The following is a 25,973-nucleotide window of genomic DNA, read 5'->3' as shown; positions in this document are numbered from 1 at the left end:
ACCCTCGCTGCGTCACTCGCAAAAGGATCGACGATCACGCGCTGTGCAAAATGATGCCAGCGCCAACGATCGCTGTATCACTGATGCCAATGCAGTTTGCTGCAAAGCAGATTGCCTGGGAACCTTTGTTGGGACTCGGTACGCTCAGCAACTTGCTTGCTTTTCTCGCTCAATTCAATTTTGATGCAACAACATGGCAAAACGCAAATCAAGCAAACGTGTGGCGACGATGGCTGCGACCGCTGACAAGTTTGATCTGTATCAGCAATCTGTCCAAACGCCTGAACACGAAGTCGAGTTCTTTGATCAAGCCTTCCGAGACGCTTACAAACACAAACCTCTCTCACTGCGCGAAGACTTTTGTGGCACCTTTGCCATCTGTTGTCATTGGGCAGCCAGCAGCCAGCGACGCACTGCTTATGGAATCGATCTGTGTAGCGAAACCTTAGAATGGGGTCGCAAGCATAATCTGGAACCATTGAAGCCAGCGCAGCAACGCCGCGTGCACCTGCTGGAACAAGACGTTCGCGCAGGCAACACACCAACCGTCGATGTCCTGGCGGCTCAGAACTTTTCCTTTTGGATCTTTAAAACCAGACAACTGGTGCTGGACTATTTTCAAACCGCCTACAACCACCTGAACACACAAGGTGTGATGGTGATGGACATGATGGGCGGAGGTGATTGCTACAGCGAAGGCAACACCGACAAACGCACGATCAAGAAAGGCAAGCGTGGTTTCGAGTATCACTGGACACAAGAATCATTCAATCCCGTGACCGCCGACGCCGACTTTTCAATCTCGTTTAAGTTCGCTGATGGCAGTCGCATGCGTCGAGCGTTTCAGTACCACTGGCGGTTTTGGACGATTCCTGAAGTCCGTGAACTGCTCGCTGAAGCAGGCTTTCGGGAAAGCCATGTGTACTGGGAACGTGAGAATCCCGACGACCCCGATCTTGACGGTGGCTGGCACCGGTGTGGGGCAGCCGACAGTGATCCCAGCTGGATCTGCTATATCGTCGCAGTCAAATAGCGCGGCGCACCGTCATTGCGAAGCACACCGTCATCGCGTTAGCGTGTGTTTGCATCCGCCGGTGGCCGCCAGCCCCGTTTTTTTAACAGGCCCGGCTTTTTAATAGGCCACCGCTGACAAAAACAGCGGCAAGCGCCACAGCCGTTCGTGTCAGAAAACCGCAACACACTGGCTATCTAGCGACAGAAAAAGCCATCGCAATCGTTGGCATCTGGACTACCTTTAGGGGCTGCATCCGGCGTCTTTGCCGATTTTCAAAATCAATGCCAAGGGTCCTACCAAGATGACTTCAAGCACCGCGCGCTTTCTGATCACTGCACTCTCCCTGTTCGTCGGTGGCGTCTCTGGCCTTGCCAGCTTCAACGTGGCAACTGCCCAACAACAGTCTGCCAAACGATGGTCTGTCCCCTTGGCGGGTAACTCGTTCCCGGCCAGCCCTCGCGATGGCCGCGCGATCGATGCACGAAGTGGCCTGCGTTTGACAGCCGCAGCGGAAGAAAAAGGCGCGGCCGAATTCAGCGCCTACTTTCGAATCAGCAATCCCGCTGAGCTCCAGTTGTCTTTTGCCAAAGCCGTCAGCAACGGCGCTGTCAAAGCCGTGACAACCATCAATGGCGAACGATTTGTTAGCGATCTTGGTCAGGCCACTGATCAGCGTGCTGCGATTGGCAACGTGAACGTCAAAGCAGCAGGCTACGTCGAATTGAACATCAAAGCCATCGGCCAGGGCTCTGCAACGCTTGGTGAGATCATCGTCGAAAGTGACACAGCGGATCTGAAAGTAGACTTCGTCCAGAGCAATGACGGCAACATGTTCTATTGGGGTCGTCGCGGCCCATCGGTCCACCTGCGTTATTCGGTACCACGCGATCGCAAGCTCCAATACGCCTACAGTGAACTGACTGTCCCCGAAGGCATGGATCCCATCGGGTCGTACTTCATGGCCAATGGCTTTGGCCAAGGTTATTTTGGCATGCAAGTCAACAGCCCCAGCGAACGGCGCGTGCTGTTCTCCGTTTGGAGTCCGTATAAAACCGATAACCCGCGAGACATTCCCGCCGACCAACGCATTCAATTGCTGGGCCAGGGCGACGGAGTTCACATCGGTCAGTTCGGCAACGAAGGCTCCGGCGGTCAAAGCTACATGCAATACCCTTGGGTCGCCGGACGCACGTATCGGTTCCTAACCGAAGTCAAACCTGTCAGCGAAACCGAAACCGCATACACCTGCTGGTTTGGTGACAAAGCCAAAGACGAATGGCGATTGGTGGCTAGCTTCAAACGCCCCAAGACGAAGACCTATTTGACGGGCTTCCATAGCTTCCTGGAAAACTTCAGCCCCAGCTTTGGACAGTTCGAGCGCAAGGTCGACTACGGCAACATCTGGGTGGTTGATCGCGAAGGCCAATGGCACTCCTGCGACAGCGCATCGTTCTCGGTTGACGCCACTGGCGGACGCGGACAACGCTTGGACTTTGCCGGTGGCAGCGAAGGCAATCATTTCTTCCTTCGCAATTGTGGCTTCTTCAGTGAAACCACCAAACCCGGCAGCCGCTTCCAAGTCACGCCTGCATCAAAAACGCGTCCAGAAGTCAACCTAGACGCTCTGCCCCGCAAATAGGCCAGGCAAGCTGGCAGCGCTGACCAGTGAGTCTCCGTGAACTCACTTCACCACCATCACGCCGTTCATCACTTTCCAGTGCCCTGGAAACGTGCACAGAAAGGGGTAACGGCCCGGTCTCTTTGGTGCCTTGAAGTAAATCGTGAACCGCTGCTTAGGCGTGACCACATCGGTGTACGCAATCACGCTGGGTGAATCAGGCACGTAATGCCGAAACGCCGCATTAGGATCCGAGATCAAACGATCCGACTGCCGCCCCACGTCCTCCAGCGCGCCGGGCTTCACGATCGCGATGTTATGTGGCACAACATCTGGATTGACCAAGGTCAACGCCACCGCCTCACCGGCTTGCACTTCAAATAATGGCGTGGCATAAGTCAAATTGTCCGCCGTCGCGATCTCAACCGCTCGTGCACCTTTGATCTTCTTGGCAAACGGATTGACCTGCACATGTTTCAACATCGCCATGTCACGTTGCATCGGATGCGGCTGAACATGCTTGGACGCACTCTCGACGCCGGGGATCTCTAGCCGTGGCTGATCCAAAGCGTTCACGGTCACAAACACTTCTCGCTGCTGTTCCGCTGACACTTGCAACAACAGATGCAACTGATTGACGGGCTGAAGTTGCGGGATTTCTAAAAACAGGGTCAGACCATCATCGACCACATGAGCGGACTTGATCAGCCACAGATCATGGCCAGGAATGCTTGGCTGCGAGGGCGAAAACTCGGGAGAACCGTAAGCCGAACTGTATCGGTAGTTCCAGGCCTGGGCAAAATGATTGCCAACTTGCTCGGCAACCTGCTTGTCGATCGGCTGAGAAAACCGAATCGCCACGCCATTCTGATGCACTTTGAATCCAACGGGCAGCTGGACGTTTTGGCCGGTGTATCGAACACGTTGAAAACAACCATCGTCCGGGGTGTACGTTCCCCAGCCTTGCATGCCACTGACATACAACTGTCCATCGACCGGATGAAAGCGAGCCCGATGGGTGCCAGACAGAAAGTCTCCCGCCAGCGGGACCACCGCGCCTTGCCACTGGTCGCCAACTTGATCTCGAAGCACCAATGCATGCGTTCCAGTCCCAAACGAAGTGTGAATCAACTGCCCCTGAACCGGCCCCCACTTGTCACTGTCAACGAACACTTGCCCACCGGCAGAATTATCAATCCCGCGCGGCAGATAGACCAGCGGCACTTCAGGAGCCCGATCATTTACCGGGCCGCGATAACCATAATGCAGAGGCGTGTCGCGATCAGCCGTTGGAACGCCACACACCATTGAAGCCGGAGTCCAACCACCTTCTGAACAAGGCACCGTTGCCATGCCGTCAGGCGTTAAGCCCAAACCGTCTGGATTTCGAAAGCCCGTCGCGATCACCTTGGCTGACCTGCCATCAGGCGAAATCTTGAGCAAGCCTTGATTACCCGACGCTGTGTAAAAGTATCCTTCTGCGTCGCGTTGCAGGCCGCAGATATAATCGTGTCCACCGGCTGAGCTGACAAAACATTTGCTGAAACACTCGTAGTAGTCCGCTTCGCCATCCTGATTGCGATCATGCAGTCGCATGATCTGATCTCGACATTGGACAAAGATGCCATCTTCGTCGATCCACATGCCAAGCGGTTGATGCAGTCCCGCAGCAAACCGCCGCCAGGTTGCGTGTCGGCTGGGGTACTGGAAATCTGTGACGTGCCAAACATCACCCTGCATCGTACAAACCAGCGCCGAACCATCGGGCAAGAACGCCTGTGCACTGATAAACATCAGCGCGTTCCATGGATTGTCTTTAGGCAATGCAATCGTATCGACCACATAAGCCTGCCCGCCCTCTCCATCCTGGTCGCCGAAAGTGATTTCAGTTTGAAACGTCTGCGGCCACTCTGGAACCGGATTGGCGACGAGCTTGGCGAGCGAAGATTGCTTGGCGGGCTGATCGACGCGGTGAAGCGTGCCTTGGCGGTTGATCAATGAACTCAAATAGGAATTGCCATCGACAGAATAGGCAAAAACGACCTTCGATCCACTGCGATAAAGGCCTTGATAAAGCGGCGGCGTCTCAGCGCCCTGAAGCATGCTAGCGGGAATCTCCGCAACCGACTTGGTCGTCGCTGGATCCAAAGCGCCCTGCAAAGTCAAACCGCCCATGAACCCATGTCGGCGATCACTCAATGCCACAAAACCCTTTTTCCAAACGGCTGTGTAGCGGAGCCGATCGATGTCAAAGCACGCTGAAAACCGGGACGCATCCCGAAAGCAATAGCCGCGAGTCACAGCTGGCCCGGCGCCGCGAAACACACCTCCCAGCAGACTGCCCAGATCGGTTTCACTCCAACGATCGTCAGCCCAGACATTGTCGTTTTGATTCCCCCAGTGACCTTGCTTGCCACCGTCCAAACCTGGATAGGAACTGATTAGCTTGGGCTTCCTGGGGGCGCGGCGAAAATGATCCGCCTGCTTGGCATAAAAGTCATAAATGCGATCACGATTCACAGCGTGCTGCCAGTTTGGCCACAGCTCTGGCTGCAATGGCTGTTGCGTGATTGGAAACTCCACTGGACCATGATCATGAGACTGGGCACTCTTCATTGCCCCATCAATCACAGCCGATTCGATGGTGTTGTCGCGGCCCAAGGAAAACAAAAAACGCAGCAAATCCAACTGCTCACGGTGAGACATGCTGGCCACCAAGTTCTCCGGCATCAACGATCCCATCTTGCGAACGTATTCGATACGATCTTGGTCGATGCTGATCGGTTCACTCTGTGGCTGACTGATGTCTCGCAGTGTGATTGCCTGGTCGGTTTCGCGAACCACGTATCCTTGCACGAGCTTGCCTTCATCGTCCAGGACAGCCACGGCTTGATACTGAGGTTCAATGTGACGGGCGGGCCAATAAATGGATTCGACCAATTCAGCTGGCGTCCGCTTGCCAGCGATCGTCGACAGATCTGGACCGATCGATCCACCGTGCTGTCCGATTTTGTGACACGAAGCACAGGCCAGACGCTGATCGGTAAACGCGACCAGTCCATTGACCGCATTGCCCTGTTGCTGGGCTTCCTTGACCAGTTGTTGCACCAAGTCGGCAGAATAATCTTGAACCACCTTGTTGGCCGCTGCTGGTTCGTCCGGCGCGTTCACATAGGTCGGGGGCGGCTCAGCGAATGCTGCCGCGTCATAGGTTCTCGGCTGAGGCTTCTTCGCAGCCGGCTTGCCCTGGAGCTGGGGCAAGATCCAGTGCAGTCCGTCTAAGTTGTCTTGCAAGCGTTCGCGCACATCGTCCTGAGTGTGACCGATGATCCCGATGGGGCCTTGGTAACCGCTGGCAGAAATCGTTTGAATTAATTTCACATCATGCGTGCCCACACCCAACGGCAGAATTTTTTTGCCATGCTTGTCGCCATCGGTCTCCATGCCATTCAAGTTCAGGCAATGCAAAAAGGGCTTCATCGCGGCAAGCGCTTGAGCGAAACGATTGAGGTGACCATGGCCGTGGTGCAGGTTGTAAACGATGCCCACATGATCGGCGTCATGCTGCTGTCGGAGGTACTGACAAACGGCAATCAGATTCTCCGGCTCACCGCCCCAGCCACCATGATTATAAAGCCCCAGCTTGCACCCCATCGCAGCCGTTCGCTTGACCAGCGGTAGCAGTTGACTGGCCGCTTTGGCAACGCGTTGCTGTTGAGAGTCCGCTGGAGGCGAAGGCGCGGTTTGCCAGATCTGTGGGTGCAGATCGTGTTTTTTAAACAGCTCAAACGCCGCATCATGTTGTCCCCAAAACGCAAAGTATTCGATGCCATACTTCTTGTATTCCAGGATCTCCTGTTCAAACGTGGGCACATGGTTGGCACGCCAGTCATAGGCGACGCGTTTGATGCCGATTTCGTCCAGCATCTTGGCGCGCTGTGCTGGATCACGTTTCTTCCCATCAAAGGGGACAATGCACCAGGCCACCAGATTTGGATCGCGCAGATTCGCCGAGACCTTTGGCTTGGCCTTGGGATCCGGCGGCAGCGCCAACCAGACCGGATCGATGTCCACGTTGGCTCCTTCCTGCGGCACCGGCAGGTGCGCGGTCCACAAAATCGCGTTCACCAGGGTTCGCCGAAACGCTTCCTGCTGGAAATTGCGATAGAAATGCCCCAGCGTGGTCCCGTAGGCCCGTCCATTGTTGGCCCGCTGATGGGCCCAACCAACCACAACGCCTTGCCCCTTGGTACTGACTTGCAGCAAGGGCGTTGCCGCCTTGATGGTCGGGTTCAAATAGTATTCATCGTGCAGTTCGTACTCACTCCAGCCGCGGCAAATCGGATGTTCGGGCACGAGCTGCTGTAAGTTCGATTTGTCGGTACTGAGTCCAACGTTGGAGACCCAATAGCCACCCAGGTAATTGCCCCAATCGCCGCCCAAGCGAGGCTCGTCCCTTTGATAAACGGCCGACGCCCAGTGAAGGGTGACCAAGCCGACGCCGGAGCGCATGAGTTCATGAAATGCCGGAGCACCGGGGCCATCCAACAAGAACTCTGCACCGGGGTTGGAGTACAAGACAATGGTTTTAACGCCTTCCAAGACCTTTGCGTCTTCGGGCCAACCCTCACTGACCACGGTTTCGATCGGACCATTGTTCTGCAAACACTTCGCCAGCACTTTGCTGACATGCATGTACATGTGCGAGCCGTGCGGATGGTCGGGACGCTTGCCAATCAGCAGGATCTTGGCCCGATCAGCAGCCGAGACATCAGAGGTCAGCATCACACCAGAACAGAACAAGACGGCTGCGATCAAGAGATGCAAACCACATCGGAATCGAATCATGGCGGCAGAGTTGGTAAGACTTGGAGCGGGGCAAAGGAATTGCCACACATTCTAATCACTGCCCCGCCGAGTCACCAAGGACGGCAACTCCGACTTCTCGTCTGCGTGAATCACAATGCAAGCGGTTTTGATAATTGTAAAAACAATCTGTTTCACCTAACAAAACAGGATCTCAATCGTCTTACTCTCGTAACTGTCTTTTAAGATAGACCAGTCAGTGGCTTTATTACCCCATTGAAGCGAGCAACGAGCAGGGCTTTTTGGTGGTGATCAGCGTTCGGCGGTTTGGTTTTTCCGCTGCGAACAGGCAGTCGCATCCTTTTCTCGAGGTGGATCATGCGGTTAGGTGACTCAGTCATGTGTTGGAAAACATTCGTGCCCTGGTGGCTGGCAGCGATCTGTCTGGCTGCTTCATTGATGACGCCCGCAACAGCTTGGTGTCAAGATGCAGCCCAAGACTCGCAATCCGATGCGAGTGCGGACGACGACAAGACGCTTCGCGAACAAACGGTTTACATCCCGTTTTCAAAGCTGCGTGATGTTTTCGAAAAAGAGGGCCGCGGGGTCTTCTTGCCGTACGATCAATTCCAAGCGCTGTGGAAGGCGGCGCGTGAAAAGAACCCCGCTGGGGTCCCCAACGCCGCTGACCAACCGCCCGTCGACGCAATCTTGATGCAAGCGACCAGCGAAGCCACGGTGCAGGCGGACGTCGTGCAAGTCGAAGCCACCCTCGAAATTGAACTGCTTCGCAAGGGCTGGAACACGATCCCACTGAACCTCAAGAACACCGCGATTCAATCGGCAACCATCGGGGACCAGCCGGCTCGCATCACCGCCAAGGCCGACGGTAGCTACCAATTGGTCGTCAAGAACCCCGGCCAGCAAGACAATCGCATCGAGCTGAAACTGGTCTACGTCCGCGCCTTCAACAAAAGCCCCGGACAGAATAGCGTCTCACTCTCTGCTCCCCAGGCGCCCGTCAATCGCTGGAAGATTCGTGTCCCCGGCTCGGACGCCAAGATCAACGTGTCACCGATGATCGCCGCCAGTGAATTACCAGCCAGTGAATTACCAGCCAGTGAATTACCAGCCAGTGAATTACCAGCCAGTGAATTACCAGCCAGTGAATCACCCGCCAGCAATCCGACTGCAACGGCTGGCGACGCGGATGCCACCGCGGCTGATGATGCTGAACCAAACGATTCCAAGCCAAACGATTCCAAGCCAAACGATTCCAAGCCAAACGATTCCAAGCCAAACGATTCCAAGCCAAACGATTCCAAGCCAAACGACTCCAAGCCAAAGGCGGATGAAACGGTGCTGTGGGCTTTCGTTGGTGCCGCGCCAGAGGTATCGATTCGCTGGACCGCCAAGAGCGAAGGCGCCAGTGGCATGACAGCGCTTACCAGCGTTCAAACGGCCCAGCAAACTCATTTTGCCGAAGGTGCCGTCCGCACACGCGCCCAGGTCAACTACTCCATCAGTCGTGCACAATTGAAACAGTTGATTGTGGATGTTCCAAGCGACCAAAAGGTTGTCAACGTTGCCGATGCGAACATTCGCAAATGGGACGTTGAAGTCCAAGACGACAAGCAGCGCATCACGGTCGAACTCTTTGAGCCCGCTGAGGGCCAGCAAGCGTTGATGATCGAACTGGAAAAGTTCATCGACGAAACCATGATGCAGCGAATTGAGACTCCGATTATTGAAGCGATCGGTGTTGGCCGACAACAAGGCTTCGTGGTCACCAAGGTCGCCCCCGAGCTACGCATGGAACTGACCGCGCGTGAAGGTCTGCTGCAGATCGATGCCAGTGAACTGCCACCCACGTTGGCGGGCCAAAAATGGGCCAATGCGTTTCGCTATTCCGCCCTGCCCTACAAACTGGAACTGTCGCTGGAAAAGATCAAGCCACGAATCGAAATCGATCAGCTGGTCGAAGCGTACCTCATGCCAAGCCGCTTGACGTTAGAGTCTTACGTCGTGTTTGACATCCAACAAACAGGCGTCTTTCAATTAGAAATGGACGTCCCCAGCGGATACACCATCGATCAAGTGGTCGGCCGAGCACAGGGGCAGGCTCAACCGGCGGCCGTCGAATCACACGACGTGACCGGCCAGAATAACACGCGTCTGCAAATCAATCTTTCTCGTAAAGCGATCGGTAAGATTGGTGTTTGGGTACAAATGTACAAAACGCTGACCGATCCTAACTTGCTCACGCCAACGGGCAACGCGTCGGATGTGCAGATTGACATTCCCAAAGGCGATCAGACCTACCGCAGTCGACTTGACGGACATGTGGTTGTTTATGCTCCGGAAAGTCTGCGTCTGAATCCCAATCGCAACAATGGCATGCGTGCAGTGTCGTTCACCGAGGCCTTTAGCAAGGTGCAATCGACGCGTGACAGTCGGTACTCTGCAACGCGGCCAACGCTGGCGTTCACATTCTCTGACCAACCGAGCGATTTGCAAGTCAATGTGCTTCGTCGGAACCCCTCTGTCACGGCGCGACAATTGCTTGTCACCGACGTCGAAAGTGGAGTGGTCAAGTATCGCTGTACGCTGTTCTTTGAGATCCGTTATTCAGGCGTTAAGTCGCTGCGGATTGATGTTCCCGACAGCATTGCCGACAAACTGCAAAACCAGAGCGGCGGTCTGCGAGATTCTGTCATGCAACCGCAACCGGATGACGTCGCCGAGGGCTATGTCGCCTGGCAGCTGAGCGCCGAGAGCGAGCTGAATGGACAGAAGACCGTTGTGCTGGCGTGGGATAAAAACATCGCCGAACTCGAGGTCGGTCAAAGCGTGCAAATCGATGTGCCTGCAATCGTTCCACAAGACGTGGATCGATCTTGGGGACAAATCGTGATCACCAAAAGCGAAACCTTGGACGTGCAACCGGTCGGCCAACCCACTGGACTGCGTCCCATCGATCCGTCCGTCGACTTAATGCCTGGCGCTAATGTCAAAGATGCCGCGGCGGCGATGGAATTTCACGATGCATGGACACTTTCATTGGCCGCCACACGGTATCAAGTTCAGCCAATGAAACGCACCAGCATCGAACGCGCTTTGGTGCGCAACGTGCTAACGCGTAGCGGCTACCGCAACGTGCATGCCATGTACCGAGTCCGCAGCGCTGAACAGCGTTTGGCTCTTTTGCTGCCAGCGGAGGCCGAATTTGATTCGCAGCCCGCTCGCATCAATGGTGCGCCTGTTCCCATGGAACGCGGTGACAAAGATCAGTTGTTCATTCCGCTGTCTGGACAAACCCCCGATGATGAATTTGTGCTTAGCTTGCGGTATACGGTCAAAGGTGGCTCTGATGACATCAGCCTGCCGGAGTTCCCTGATCAGCCGGCACTGCAAAAGATTTACCTAGCAGTTTATCTACCCGAAGAATGGACGCTGCTCAGCAGCAGCGGTCCCTGGACAGAAGAGTTCACATGGCGACGCCAGCAATTCACAAAAGTCGCTCCGGTTCCCAATCAAGATGAACAGCGTCTGCAGCAATGGGTCAGCGAAGGCATCAACACGATGCAAGATTCGGTGTTCCAGACCGATGGAACCATGTTCCTCTATTCGGCTTTGCGGCCCGATCCGCCGCCCGAAGGAAATCTATCGCTAACGACCGCCAAGCAATCGATGATTGGGGGATTGATTCTGACCTGCTTGATTGTGCTTGGGCTCTTGACCATGGCCACACGTCTCGCTGGCAAAGTCAGTGTTTTGGTCCTGCTAGGCATTGCCGTTGCTGGCTGCTGCGTGCTGACACCAAACTTTTCGCAACACCTGCTTGGCTTGCCCGCTGTGTCGGGCATGTTAGTGCTTCTATTGGTTTGGGGTGCGTGGGGGACTCAGCATGCCACCAAAGCCGTGTACCGTTCAATTCGCACGGGCTGGAACCGGCCCGCGAAGGAAGCATCCGCAGAGGACGAGACCGCCGCAACAGCTGATCAAACGCCGCCAGAACCAAGCAGCCAAGACGATCAGGAAGATGAGATCGATGAAGAGTTCTTGATCGCGGATGATGACAACTCAAACGAGTCAAACGATCGCAAGGAGGCTGACAATGAATAAGCCCACTAGCCAAACGCTCCTTGCATGGTGTGTTACGGCAACCACATTGCTGATGACATCAGCCAACGGTTGGGCGCAACAGCCATCGCAGCCTGGTCTCGACAAGCCTGTCCGAGAACTGCGAGTTCCCTTTGATTTCCTGGACGCCTTGCTCGGCCCGGGGGCGGATCGAGTCTTGACCACGCGAGCTGAATTCGCTGCTTTGACCAAGGCAGCAAAGATTGATCCGGCAGAAAAGCTGCCGCACGAACAAGCGCTGATTCAAGCTGACTATCAAATCAATCTGCTTGATGGCCGAGCCGTGATGCGTGGGGACTTGGTTTTCGATCTACTCAAAGACCAACCGCAGATCGTTGCCCTACCTTTGCAGTCCCTTGGATTGCGAACGGCGTTGCTCGATGGCAAACCGGCCGTCATGGCACAGCAAGCCGGCCAGGAACAACAAGCCGGCCAGGAACAGGCCAGCAACATTCAATGTTTAATGGATGGGGCGGGCACGAAAACACTCTCCTTGGAAATGATCTCCGCCGTCCAAACGGACGCTGCCCAGCAAACGATCCAGTTCGGTGTTCCCATTGCATCGAGCAGCAACATTCAAATCACCGTCAATGGAAATGTCGAGATCAAGTCAGGCGCTCGGGTGATTCGCCGTGACTACCTGGCAGACAGCAACCAAACACAGTTCCAAATCGTCCCGACCAAGGAAATGATGACGATCACGATGAGCTTGAACAACAAGCAGCGTCGTGATCAGGACACCGTGCTTGGACGTGCTGTGTTGATCAGTGAAGTCACCGCCGAAGCCGAACTACTCCATGCCTCCCTTGCCATGGACATCGTCAACGGTTCCCGCCAGTCGTTTGAATTTCGACTGGATGAATCGCTAGATGTTGAAGCCGTCACTTGCCAGGGACTCAGCCGCTGGGAAGTCGAAACGATCGATGAACAGCCGCATTTAGTGGTCACGTTTCAGGAACCAGCCATTGATCGGAAAGTGATTTCCGTACGGATGATTCGCAAGTCGCCAGGGCTGACGGACTGGAACTTCCCCACCTTCCAGCCACGCGAACTCGCTGGTTACACGGCAGTCATCGGCATCGTTGCCGAAACTCGACTGCAAGCATCGAATTTGTCACCACAATCGATGTACGCGATTGATAGCGAACTGTTAAACGTCGCCGCGCCGCAGTCGTTGCTCAATCGCCAGCCCGGCCAGGCTGAACTACAAGCGATCACGGCCTACTACGCTCCCCAAGCTGGCTACGCTCTGTCGAGTGACTTTGTCCTGCCGGAACCGGAGCTTGAGGTCGATGCGAACACGCTGTTTACGTTCTCTGACGCCGGAGTGACGGCTGCCGGTGGAATCACGCTACAGCCGATGCACCAGACGCTGTTCAATTTCGAATTTGTTGTCCCACAAGATTGGGATCTGCAATGGGTTCGTGACGGCGTGAATGCTGAACTGCAATTTGAACGATTCACCGAACCCACCGGCACGCGGGTCCGCGTCAGGCTTCGTAAAGGCTTGGCATCAACAGAAGCCACAACGGTCTGGTTTGAAGCCAAGCATGTTCCACCAAACTGGTTCGCAGACTGGAACACGCAATCATTGCTGTTACCTTCGTTTCCGGTCAGCAATAGCGATGTGCACCGAGGAGTGCTTTCGATAAAGCCGATCGATGACTTGGAAGCGACCGCCACACAACTGACCAACTTGGTCTTGGACAAAGACGCTCAAGGGGCAACGGTACGAAGCACTTTGACCGAAGACAATCGTGTGCTCGATTCATTCCGTTATGAAGCGGATGACTGGCAGGCTGCAGTGGAAGTCACTCGCGCCACGCCGCGTTCGACGGCGCGGATCATGAACTTCGTGCGCATCGGCACCGAGGCCTGGACGGTCCACAATGAATTGATCTTCCTTGTCGAACAAGCTCGCACCGCCACGCTGCAATTCAGTTTGCCAGGGAACAGCCCTGAAGAAGTCTTGATCGGCGCTTTAGACGGTGTTGGGATCAAAGAGTCAACGAGTGAAGTGATCGATGACCGCCGGGTCTGGACCGTGGTCCTCGATCAACCGCGTTCTGGCAGCATCCGCTTGACCGTCGATTACACTCAGAACGCCGAACAGGACAACATCGAAAACGTGACACTGCCAACCGCTCGCGCTCTGGGATCAGAATACCAAACCGGTGCGATCGCTGTTGAAGGTGATGCTGACCTCGAAACAACCATCCAAGAAAGTCCTCGTGGCATTGATATTGGCGAAGTCTTCGATGCCGAGTATCAGCTGGGGAATCGATTGATCGGCGTTTATGGATACGTCGCCGAAGAAGATCAAGTGGTTGTCTCCATCAAACGCCGTGCCATTGAGGCTTTGCCGGCGACGATTGTTCAGCGGGCTGAGATCGTCGCCCAGGTGTCAACCCACGGTCGCTGCCAATGCGCGGCTCGCTTTGCGCTGAAAACCAAAAGCAGCCAAATTGAAGTGCTTCTGCCTAAAGATGCTTCGCTGTGGGCGGTGCTGCTCGGTGGTAAACCTGCGTTGGCTCAAGGTGATGATGGACAAATCTTGATCGCGATGCCAGCTGATGTCACCAACCCGCTGCGCGATCTGCAGGTGGTGTATGAAATGCCGGTCAAGTCGATCATGCTGGGAGGCAAGATGCGCTTACAAGGACCGTCGCTCGCCGAACGCTCGACTCCCTCGCAAACCAGTCAGGACCAGCCGGGCACAGACACTGCCAAACTGCAAACCATTCCCGTGGCCAATTTGAAGTGGGAGGTGTATCTACCACAGGGCTATCAAGTCACAACGATCGACGGTCGTCTGTTGGAACAAGAATCCTCCACCAGCACTTCGCCGCTGGGCGGTTTCTTGGCCAAAGCCTACCTGTTGGGCGGCGCTGAACAAGCCGCGACAATCCGCGATGCAATGCCTCGCCCGGCGATGGGACTGGCCCGCCATGATGCCGCCGTTTTTAATGACGCAGAAATGGCCACCGAGGAAGAGTCAGAAATGAGCGATTTTGGTGGCGAGGGCAACGCCCCCTTTGATCAACCAACAGAAATGCCGGCAATGGAAGCTCCAAATGCTCCCGCTGCTGACCCGTTTGGAGACGCTCTGCCCGCCACGGTCGCCAAAAGCGCAAACAGGAGCAGCGTGAGACGCCCACAAAGTGGCGTGCAAGCCACTCAACCTGCCACCGTCAGCCAGCCGGCCGCGCCGCCCGCTCCTGGTGGATTCGGTGGTGGTCAACAAGCTGCCGGCGCTGCCAAAACACAGCTGCTGGGAATCAATCGATCGTGGGCCATGGAAAGCCTTCGCTGTCTACCGATTGATCTCTCCGCGATTGAGTTGCAGCAAAGCATTCAATGGACAAGCCTCGGCAATCGCAATGAAGTCGAAGTCATCGTCCTGCATCGCTCACGATACCAAGGCATCGTTGCACTGATCGGTTTGATCGCCGTGTTTGGTGGACTGACTCGCAAAACGTTTACACAGCGACTGGTGTACCTCGTGCTTTTAGTTGCACTGTCCCTGATTGTTCCAGTTGCGATGGGAGCCGCAACGCAGTGGCAGTGGACGCAAGCCGCATTACTAGCCGCTGCGGTGGGATTGCTCATTCTGTATCAATGCCAAAGCCTCTGCAAAGCGATCGGTGCTCGAGCGACACAGCTGAAAACGTCATCGGCAAAACTTGTTAAACGTTTTACCAAGCGAAGCGTCAGCAAGGCGGCCGCCACGTTGCTGGTCCTTTGCACACTGACCAGCGGCCAGCCCGCCGCGTTCGGTCAAGACTCGCCGGGCCCAAACCTGGAGGCGATCAACCCGCAACCATCCTTGTTTGCTCCCATGACCGTTGGCAACGACAAGCAATGGGACGGCTTGATGAAAGCCATCCAGGCCATGCAACCCAGCCAGGGAACCGTCGCGATTCCCGATGATGCCATCGTGGTTCCTTATGATCCCGATCAACCCAACCGGCCCGAGGATACCGACACATTGTTGGTTCCTGCCAAACTGTATCAGCAACTGTTACAGATCAGCCATCAACAAAGCGAACCGAAAGACGCCCCTTCACCGCTTTCAGTGGCTTGGTCGGATGTAAGCTACACCATGACCATTGGCGGCGATCAAACTTTGGAAATCATTGGCAAACTGCGTTTGCGGCAGTTTGCAAAGAAGCCGATGGGGATTCCCTTGGCGCTCTCTGGATGCGTGATTGAACAAGCGACCTTGTCCGGTCAACCCGCACGACTGCGAGCCATTCGACCGCGGCCTCCCATCGTCATGCAGCAAGCTGAAATGAAGCAGCAAGCGGTTCCTGCCAACAACAGCGTCCAGCTCGATTCGCAGCAGTTACAGGTTCCAGGACCTGGCAACGAGTTGATGATTCTTTACACCGACGGACCGGGTGAGCATGAACTGGTGATCAAACTGCGACTGGGTTTGGAAAAGAGTGGTGGGTGGCGGATCGCTGAGGCCGTTCTGCCACCGGCTCCTGCTGCCGCCCTTTCGATTCGTGTGCCCAACCAAGACACCGAGGTTTTCCTGGATGGCAAACTCGACCGCAATGATTACTTGACCCAACAAGCGAACGAGGTCCTGCAAACCAGCTTAGCCAGCGACGGCAAGCTGCGCCTGCGTTGGCGAGACAAGATCACCGAAGCCGATGTCGATCAAGGACTGGTTGTCGGTACCGACGCCGTGTTCGATGTCCAAGAAGACATGACGCGTTTGGTTTGGAAAGGGACGTTCGCGTTCCGCCGAGGCCAACGCGAATCCTTTTCCATGGATGTGCCGAACGGATACCTCGTGCAAAAAGTGCTTGGCGACAACGTGCGTGGCTGGGCAATCCAACCAAAGGAGACCACTCAGCAGCTAAATATTGAATTGCTTAAAGCGGCCGTTGATAAAGAAACCCTGACCGTGATCATCTCTGCTCAGCATGCGATCCTGGAAGGACAATCCGCTGGAATCGAGGTTCCGAATCTGATTGTTCCCGATGCCATGTTACAGCAAGGCCAGTTACTCGTCCGCAGCAGTTCCTTGTTGAAAACGCGATCGGGTGTCGCCGAGGGCCTGGGCCGCGTCGATATTCCAACCGACTTCGCATGGTTTGCACCCTACAACGACAATGGCCCGCTGCCACTGCAAAACTTCCAGGCCTATCGCTACGCTCGGCCACGCTATCGGCTGCCAATCAATGTCGACGCGATTCCCGTCAAGGCAAGCGCAACCGTTCAGTCCGTCCTGCGACTTTCAGAACGCTCCAGTCGATTTGAATCACGCATTCGCATCACTGCCAAAGATCGGCCACTGTTTGTCGTCCAATGTTTGCTGCCCGTGGGACTGGAAATCAATCCTCCACAGTACTCGGGCGCATTCCAATGGGCGCTTGTCAAGCAAGACAATGGCCAATCCAGACTGGATCTCTTCTTGGCTGACGGCGAACTGGGACAATTCGACATCGTCATCGATGGAACGATGCCGCTGGCAGTGGGACAGGCAACTCAAGCCAATCCGATGGCCATCGATTTGCCAAACGTCGATGTTTTGAACATGGACAGGCAAAACGGTCAACTGGCTTTTCAGATTGATCCGGCCTACGACATGACCACCACCGCGTTACAAAACTGCCAGCGATTGAACTTGAACGCCATCAATTCTTGGCTCAGCGGTCGCCAGCGCCAACTGGCTCGACTGGTTCTCGGTTATCAAAACAATAACTACAGTGGGCAAGTCCGCGTGACACCACGCACACCGCGCGTGAGCACTTGGCTTGTCAGCAATATTAAAGTCACCGATCGTGCACTCGAAGAAACGATCTACATCGAAGCCAACATTACCTCCGCCGGCATCGATCAGTATCAGTTCACCTTACCGAATCGACTTGCCAAGGCTCGCATCGAAGCGCCTGGATTGCGCCGCAAGACCGTCGAACCCATTGCCGATTCCGCTCGCGTCCGCGTCACGCTGGACTTGCAAGAGGCCATCATGGGGCAGTTCGCAATCATTGTTCAGAACGATCGCTTACTGGGTCAAGGCTCGCAGGACTCGCCGATCGCAGTGATTGAAACCGGTCAAACCTCCGCAAGCTATATCACACTTGAAAACGCCAGCCGTGATGAACTGCTGACCGACCAACGGGTTTCTGTTGAGGAACTCGAACAGAGTGAACTTGCCAAGATCGCTCGACTTTCACGATTGGCTGAAAAAGCATCCATGGTCTTCCGCATTCGATCCAACCAGGACGATGCACCTTTGCTGACTTATCAAACCAAAACTCGCGGCGTGATTGAAACCTCTGGCGCTCGCATCGGCTTGGCGCAAACGGTGCTCGTTGTCGATCAATACGGTGCCTACCGAGCCACACAAGAGTACCGCGTTCAGAACCGCACCGAGCCGTTCTTAGCCGTCCAGATTCCTGCTGAGTCCGCACTTTGGACGGTTCAGGTTGCCGGGGAAAGTGTGAAACCGAGTCGCAACGCGTCGGGTGACATGTTGATCCCGTTGATCAAGACCGCCGAAGGTGACTTGGACTACGCCGTGATCCTGAAATACGGTGGACAGATAAATCGACCTGGAAAATTCTCCAATGTCGCCTTCCCACTGATGAAAACTGTAAACATCAATGTCGAACGCTCTCAAGTGCGTTTGCGACTTCCCAAAGACATGCAGTGGTTTGACTTCCAAGGCACCTTGGGGCAAGTCGGCGATGACAATGAACTGATTGCTGGCGTGGTTGAGTACCGCACCGAACAAATCGCCAAGATGACGCAATTGCTGGGATCAAAGAAAGGTGAATACACCAAAGCTCGCGCGCAGAATAATTTGAAGTTACTCAATGCAGAGTCTCAGGCCTTCAACGATCAGATCCGGGACAACCGCGATCTGCAAGAACAGATCGCCAACAACACGATTGCGATTCAACAGGCTGAACAACAACTGCAGGACTTCGAAGATTCAAATAAGAACGCCGATGCTCAGTTCAGCAACCGGCTGGCAATCGATGAATTTTTCCGCGAACAGCGCAACGGACGATCGCTAAATGTTGCTTCTTCGTTGGGAAATAACTTTTCGGTACCTGTTGAATCCTCCAAACCCAGCGGCAAGATCGTCGGTGATTTCGCAGAGGCTCCCCAGCAATCAACCAACCGGTTCGGCACCAAGTGGTTTGCGGATAACGACTTATCCAACGCGGACACTGGAGAAATCGCTGAGAACAAAAAGCGGGACGTGCAAGCGAGCAAAGGCCAGTCGCTTTCCAGGCAGTTCAAGCAACCAGCTCGCAAGAGCGTGCAGACACGAAACAACGCACCGGTGGCCAAGAACGGCGCCATGATTGCGGATGAAAAATCATCTGAAGTTGTGCAATTAAAGGACCTGCAAAAGAAGCTTGAAGTCCAGCAACAGATTTCAGGCGACTATCGCGCTCAGGTCGATCGCTACAGTCGCCAGCTAGAATCTCAGCAGTCGCAGCGCGGCGCTGTCACGCTCAGCCAAAACGCCGCGGCCCCTAACGCCAATGGCATCGGGCTGGATTTCAGTGGTCTCATGGCCCAATCCGGTCTACAGCCTCAACAACAAGCTGGCCAAGCCCTCGCGCCACTGAATTACCTGAACAATGCCAATCCGGGATTCCTGGGAAGCTTGGACATTGACATGCCAGCGGGCGACGATGAAACAACGACTGAGTTTCTTTTCACGACACCAGGCGGCGACTTGGAACTTTCTGCACGCAGCGTTAGCATGCAAGATCAGTTGCGATTGATTTCTGTAGCTGCCGTCTTGATCGGCTTGCTGGTCATCTTATTCGCCAGTCGAGTGATTCGAGCTCTGCGCGGATCAGCGGTCCTACGAATGACTGGCGCCGTCCTGATGGTCGTGATTGGTTTGGGCAGTTTGGTCAACAATACGCTGCCCTTGTTTGGACTGTTGCTGATCATCGCAGCGGCCACCTATCTGATCACCCCCAAGTCGGTTGCCACTCATTGATAACTGGCGGCTTTGGCGCTAGCTTCAGTGAGAGCGCAACGGGATCCAGGGTCGCCTATCGCGACAACGGTTGCTGATTCGACTATAGTGTTGAACTCCGCCGTCCCTGCCCTCCCTCTCTTGCTGCTTGGTGCTCTATGTTCGCCAGACGTCTTTTGGTGTGCCTGTTCACTGGACTATTGACGCTCCATGCTCACGGGCAGTCGATCCTTCCTGAAACCCTGAACGAAGTCACGCGTCAAATCGACCAGTCGATCGAATCAGGACGTTGCGCCGGCGCCGCTCATCTGGTCTGGCTGGGAGGCAAAGAGGCTTACTTTCACACCGCAGGCGTTCGCGACATTGAATCCAAGCAACCATTGGAACGCGACACACTGCTGCGCATTTATTCGATGAGCAAACCAGTGACCTCCGTCGCTGCCATGAAGCTTTGGGAAGAAGGCAAGTTCAAGCTGGATGATCCCCTTTCCAAATACATTCCAGAACTTGCTGAAATGAAAGTAGTGGTTGGCACGGGCAAAGATCAATCTCTGGTCGACGCTGATCGCCGCGTCACCGTTGCCGACCTCTTCTGCCACGCAGCTGGCATCTCGTATGGCAATGGTCACCCCGCCGTCAAACAAGCACATGCCAAACACGGCCTAAAGTACAACGGACCTCAAGGGATTTATCCGCCGAAGATAACCATCGGGGAAGCAGCTAAACGGTTTCAACACGTCCCTTTGCTTCATCAACCAGGACGACGATTTACCTATGGATTCAACACCGACCTATTGGGGCACTTGATCGAAATCTGGTCGGGGAAACCACTCAATCAATACATGAAGGAGGCTGTCTTCACACCTCTGAAGATGAACGACACTGCGTTCTCGGTGGCTGAGATCGAATCGGAAACGCCGAGCGATCGCCTGGCTTCAATTCATACCCATGCTGAAGACAAATTGAGCGTTTTGGATGCCTCAGCTACCAGTCCCTTTCAGACCGGTTTTCAGTTTCACTCCGGCGGCGGCGGCTTGATCTCGACGATCGATGACTACTCTAAATTTTGCCAGATGCTTGTCAGCGAGGGGAAAGTGGGCCAGGAACAGTTTCTTCAGCCGGAAACCGTGGCGTTGATGTTCACCGACCGATTGAAGCTGCCCGGTCGTGTCTTTCGTTTTGGGCTGGGCTTTTCCATCAATGATGTCGCGATCGGCCTGCCCGAACAGAAACAAACTGCCAAGAGTTATGCCTGGGGTGGTTACGCGTCAACGAATTTTCATCTGATGCCCGAACTTGGAATGTTCCAGATCTTTGTTCGGCAACACATTCCCACCGACGCTGGCCTGGCCAATCAATTGTTCAAACAAGTCCAAATTGGATACCGTGCAGGCAAAGCAGAGCCAAACACTGCGTCACGTTGGAAGAAGCACGTCGTTGCCAGGCTTGGCCATTGCAATACAGCGACTCCGATCGATGTGAACGGCGATGGCTTGATGGACGTCATCGGCAGCTCTGGCGGAAAGGTCAGTCTTTGGATGGCGCCCGATTTTGAAGCAGAGGTTGTCTTGCATCGCTTGCCGGGCGGAGGCGGTTCCATCCACAGCACAGCAATCGATGCGGATGGTGACGGCGATTCGGACTGGGCGGGCGCCGTCGCCTCGCGTCACCCATTCTGGCTGGAAAACCCAGGCAAGGAACACTTCGATTCATCATGGAAGCGTCGCCCAATCGATCATGAAATCACGGGCATGCATTGCTTGCTGACTGCTGACATTGATAACGATGGACAAGATGACTTGGTCATCAATAACTTTGAGCCGGAAAAAGGCATTGGTGATTCCATTGCCTGGCTGAGCCGCCCAGAGAATCCACATGGCGATCAGCCTTGGAAACGACATGTATTCGCTGACAAGACGGCTCGCGGTGGAAGCCACTACATGGGTGCCGCTGACATTGATGGCGATGGTTGGAAAGAGATCGCTGTGGGTGCCAAAGGGGGTCCCTTCGCCGATGGAAACTGGTTCGCGTATTGGAAGCATCCTGGCAAGTCGGCCGCGATTGAAGAAAAAGGCTGGGAAAAGGTTAGCCTGGCAACCGACCAGACCGGCGCGACCAATGTTGTAGCCGCCGATGTGAATCAAGACGGCAAAACCGATTGGATCGCCAGCCGAGGCCATGGAATTGGCATCGTTTGGTTTGAAAACCCAAGTTGGACCATGCACAATATTGACATCGCACTCCAATTTCCTCATTCGCTGTGCGTCGCTGACTTTGACCGAGATGGCAACATGGATGTGGCCTCATGTGGCTACGGCAGCCAACGGGTCATGTGGTATCACAACACGGGTCAAGGCAACTTTGAACCAAGCCTCGTTGACGCGAATCAGGAGAGCTACGACCTGAAAGCGGTGGATATGGACGGCGACGGTGACATGGATCTGCTGAACGCCGGTCGCGGCTCACGGAACATCGTTTGGTACGAAAACGTCAACTAATGCAAGCCCCTCCACGACTCTCTGCTGACAACATGCACCTCCCTAACCACCGAATCATCGGCAGGCTCGCGATTGCTTTGCTGGCGGCCCTCTTTGGCATGACAAGCGTTGCCACGGCGGATGACGCTGAATTCCAGCGGACGCTGTCTGCGTTTGCGCAGCAACACTGCACCGATTGTCATGGCGGCGACGAACCCGAAGGCGAGTTGTCACTTGACGATGAAACCCTCGCCGTGATGGCGGCCAGTGCTGATCAGCTAGAAACCCTGATCGATGTCATTGATCTTGGCGAGATGCCACCAGAAGACGCCTCGCAGCCAGAACCTGAGGAGCGCGAACAGATCGTCGAAGCACTACGCGAGCAACTGCGTCATGTGGTTGAAGAAGCTGAGCGCGACGGCCAGGCATCGCAGACCGCAATTCGCCGCATGAACCGCTTTCAGTACAACAACGCCGTCATCGACTTGTTTGAACTCAAGTGCATTGTCTTCACGCTACCCGAACGAGTGATGCGAGATCAACGCGGTTACTTTGATCCAGCCAGCGGCCGCATGCCCGATCGCATCGCTGTAGGCAGTCGACCGCTCGGCAAGTCACAAATGATTGAGCGACGACTCGCCGGCGTGGCCGCTTTTCCTCAAGACCTACGCGCCGAACACGGCTTCGACAACCAAGCAGATCACCTGTCGTTGTCACCGCTGTTGTTGGAGTCGTTCCTCAGTCTAAGTCGCTCCATTGTTGAAAGCCCAGACTTCAATCAACGGAACGTCGGCATCTGGAAAGCGTTCTTCATGGCCCCCGGTAACGACACCGATATCGATATCGATCAAGTATTGACAAGCCGCTTGCGGCCCTTTTTGCAGCGTGCGTTTCGATCGTCGATCGATCAACAAACCGTCGATCGCTATGCCGCCTTTGCCGGTGATCGAATCAAGCAGGGCGACGACTTCACCGAGGCGATGAAACAAACGGCGTCTGCTGTGATCGCTTCGCCGCGATTCTTTTACCTTGGTGGTGACTCGGCACCAGAACAAGACAACGCCGTCGCTCGCAGCTATCGCATTGCCAATCGGTTGTCGTTCTTTCTGTGGGCCAGCATCCCCGACGAAGAGCTCTTGTCACTGGCAGCGCAGGGCGAATTGACCGACCCTGAAATGGTTGTCAAACAGACCGATCGCATGATGTTGGACAAACGACTGAAACGTTTTTGCGACGCCTTTCCTTCGCAGTGGCTACAGATCGAACGTATCATTTCTTCGATCCCCAATCGCAAGCAATTCTCGGTTTTTTACTTTTCCAAGTATCGCTCAAGCATGCACATGATGCTGGAGCCATTGCTGGTCTTCGAAACCGTTCTCATCGAGGATCGGTCGATTCTGGAATTGATCGATGCACCATTCAGCTACCGCAGCCGACGATTGGATCAGTTTTACTATGCCAATACAAACAACTTACCGGGCAACGCTGGCAGCGTTGGCTCCATCGACTTTCATCGGGTCCCCAACGAAGACCGTCGGTATGGAGGGGTGATCACAAACGCCGCCGTGATGACGATGACTTCGTCCCCCACACGTACTCAACCGATTACCCGTGGCGCTTGGCTGGCAACGGTGATTTTTAACAATCCTCCAGAGCCGCCACCAGCGGATGTCCCGCCGCTTGACGAACATCCCAAAGGAGACCTGGCAGAGCTTTCGTTGCGTAAGCGTTTGAAACTGCACCGCGAACGGGCCAGCTGCGCCGGCTGTCATGAAAAAATCGACCCGTTGGGTTTTGCGCTTGAGAACTTTGGTCCCACCGGCAAGTGGCGTGAACAAGATGCCAATGCGAACCCCGTCGATATGGCTGGCACTCTGTTCGGGAAACATGATTTCAAAACAGTGGTCGAATTTAAAGATGCCATCTTGAACGAAAAAGACCGCTATGCACGTGGCTTCACGGGCCACTTGCTAGCGTATGCTTTAGCCCGTCCCAGCGATGCCTCGGACACACTGACCATTGATCAGATTGTCGATGAATCCGCTACAACCGACTACAGCATCAAATCACTGTTTCGTGGCGTTGTGACCAGCGGACCCTTCATGCAGTGACGAAAGTTCGCACCTGAGGGTCATTGTCGCTCGTCCATTCCGCTGAGGCATGCGAATGAGCTTGGCTTGAAGCACCTGTACGCTGACTGCACTGATCTGCGTGATCAGAATCGTTGTTCGCCAACTGAGCTAGTCAGTCATTCAGGGTGCGTGCAAGCACAGTAGCCTACAACAGAAACGGTGTTCAGAAACATCGCCAACTCTTTGAAGATCCGATGCAAGCAATCACTCTCAGCGGAAACGAACTTCAGTTCCAAGCAGACCGGCAGGCACCTGACTTGCAGACAGGTGAAGTCTTCGTCGACATCTCACTGGCTGGAATTTGCGAGACGGACCTGCAGTTGATTCAAGGCTACATGGGATTCTCTGGAGTGCTTGGACACGAATTCGTTGGCGTTGCAAGGTCAGGTCAATTTGCCGATCAGCGTGTTGTCGGTGAAATCAACTGCAGCTGTCATCAGTGCGACACCTGCCAAGCTGGACGCCCCACTCATTGCCCCAATCGCACTGTGATTGGGATCGATCGGCATGACGGAGCCTTCGCAACTACCTTGGCCGTTCCCGAACGCAATCTGCATCGCGTACCGGATCAGATCTCAGATCGACAAGCGGTTTTTGCCGAACCTTTGGCAGCGGCGTTTGAGATCACAGAACAGGTCACCGTGACTCCAAACGATCGTGTGGCCGTGCTTGGTGATGGACGCCTAGCACTGATGTGCTCCCAGGTGTTAGCCAACTGTAGCGGCAACGTCACGGTGTTTGGAAAGCACGCAGCAAAATTGAGGCGATTCACAGAACGGGGTGTTTCGACCGAAGCACTTCAGGGAACGCTGCCCAGCAACGTTCCCGCGAACGCTTTTGACTTGGTCGTGGATTGCACGGGATCAACCACTGGCCTGCCGATGGCATTGCAAATGGTCCGGCCTCGGGGAACGGTGATCATGAAAACAACGGTTGCGGGGCAACACGAACAGTCATTGGCTGCCATTGTGATCGATGAAATCAACCTGCTGGGTTCTCGCTGTGGACCCTTTGATCAAGCGCTTGATGCGATCGCCAAAGGGCACATCAACTTGGATGACCTGATCACCGACAGCTTTGCGCTGTCAGATTACCAAGCCGCATTCGAGGCGGCCAAGCATGCTGACTCGTTCAAAGTGATTTTCGAAATCGCATGATGATCCGGTGACCTGCAATCCCGATGCTTCGTCGTCACTGCGTTGCCTACATCGTCTGGTGAAGACGTTGCCGATCCGCACTCACAGGTGAAAGCTTTGAAAGGAGTGTTGGCCAGAGCCCACTCTTGTTGCGCGGGTAGGGAAAACCCTATCCGCTCCTGTTTGACTCCCAGGGCTCAGCGCTGTGGCCCCTGCGGCACGCTGCTTGACCTATCAGGCAAATGCGTTTGGCACCCTGAATCGCGTGGTTTTCTGTGATTCGCGCGACCTTCCGGGCAAGTCAATCGCGGCGTCTAATGGACTGACATTCGACGGCTTCGTCTTGGTTGCCCCAACGGTCCCATCTGTTTTACAGAACCTGCTCTTGCGATCGAGCTTTGCCAAGCGCTAGAAAAAAAGCCAGCTGCTGGACGGGGTAACCAGTGTGGCAAGAGTTGTGTCTGAGATCGCAAGGGGCACTTGCTTGCGATTTCAAACTCCTCGAACGTGAGTTGCAGGCGGCGGCTGGGGCAGCACGCCGCCTGCTCTCACATCATTACCATCAGCTAACCCTTGGTTTCTGCAGGGCCGGGAGAACTGTTGATGCTACCATTTTTCGACCGATTCTTTTTCTTATCCGATCCAGCCACTCGGCAAGCTCGTTCAAGTTCACCGTTACTCCA

General features: G+C 54.9%; 8 protein-coding genes. 7 read left to right on the top strand and 1 reads right to left on the bottom strand.

Translation table 11 applies throughout. The features are described 5' to 3' along the window. Window positions 1-193 precede the first annotated feature (193 nt). Window positions 194-1,033 (top strand): class I SAM-dependent methyltransferase, encoded by an 840-nt coding sequence (locus tag SV7mr_RS00275; protein WP_145268155.1) that lies wholly within the window; start codon window positions 194-196, stop codon window positions 1,031-1,033. A 283-nt stretch (window positions 1,034-1,316) separates the two neighbouring features. Further along, the gene (locus SV7mr_RS00270; RefSeq protein WP_145268153.1) at window positions 1,317-2,654 is read left to right on the top strand and encodes a DUF3472 domain-containing protein; all 1,338 of its coding nucleotides are present in this window, start codon (window positions 1,317-1,319) and stop codon (window positions 2,652-2,654) included. A gap of 42 nt (window positions 2,655-2,696) precedes the next feature. Here the strand turns inward: SV7mr_RS00270 and SV7mr_RS00265 are convergent, their stop codons facing one another. Next, window positions 2,697-7,481, bottom strand: a complete 4,785-nt coding sequence (locus tag SV7mr_RS00265) for a ThuA domain-containing protein (RefSeq protein ID WP_145268151.1) — start codon at window positions 7,479-7,481, stop codon at window positions 2,697-2,699. A gap of 357 nt (window positions 7,482-7,838) precedes the next feature. Between SV7mr_RS00265 and SV7mr_RS00255 the strand changes: the two genes are divergently transcribed. The 5 genes from SV7mr_RS00255 (at window position 7,839) to SV7mr_RS00235 (ending at window position 25,311) form a co-directional block, all read left to right on the top strand. Beyond that, window positions 7,839-11,564 (top strand): hypothetical protein, encoded by a 3,726-nt coding sequence (locus SV7mr_RS00255; protein WP_419187916.1) that lies wholly within the window; start codon window positions 7,839-7,841, stop codon window positions 11,562-11,564. Next, entirely contained in the window at window positions 11,557-19,566 is an 8,010-nt protein-coding gene (locus SV7mr_RS00250) for an NADH-quinone oxidoreductase subunit K (RefSeq protein ID WP_145268147.1), read from the top strand. Before SV7mr_RS00255 ends, SV7mr_RS00250 begins: the two co-directional genes overlap by 8 nt. A gap of 137 nt (window positions 19,567-19,703) precedes the next feature. Further along, window positions 19,704-22,043: a serine hydrolase gene (locus SV7mr_RS24960; RefSeq protein ID WP_419187915.1), complete on the top strand. Its 2,340-nt coding sequence runs from the start codon at window positions 19,704-19,706 to the stop codon at window positions 22,041-22,043. Beyond that, complete coding sequence (locus SV7mr_RS00240; RefSeq protein ID WP_419187914.1) at window positions 22,043-24,133, top strand: DUF1592 domain-containing protein; 2,091 nt, start codon at window positions 22,043-22,045, stop codon at window positions 24,131-24,133. Before SV7mr_RS24960 ends, SV7mr_RS00240 begins: the two co-directional genes overlap by 1 nt. A gap of 215 nt (window positions 24,134-24,348) precedes the next feature. Continuing rightward, the gene (locus SV7mr_RS00235; RefSeq protein ID WP_145268146.1) at window positions 24,349-25,311 is read left to right on the top strand and encodes an MDR/zinc-dependent alcohol dehydrogenase-like family protein; all 963 of its coding nucleotides are present in this window, start codon (window positions 24,349-24,351) and stop codon (window positions 25,309-25,311) included. Window positions 25,312-25,973: the final 662 nt, after the last annotated feature.

Source organism: Stieleria bergensis, assembly GCA_007745635.1.
GTDB classification, from domain to species: domain Bacteria; phylum Planctomycetota; class Planctomycetia; order Pirellulales; family Pirellulaceae; genus Stieleria; species Stieleria bergensis.
This window is presented reverse-complemented; position numbering and strand designations above follow the sequence as displayed.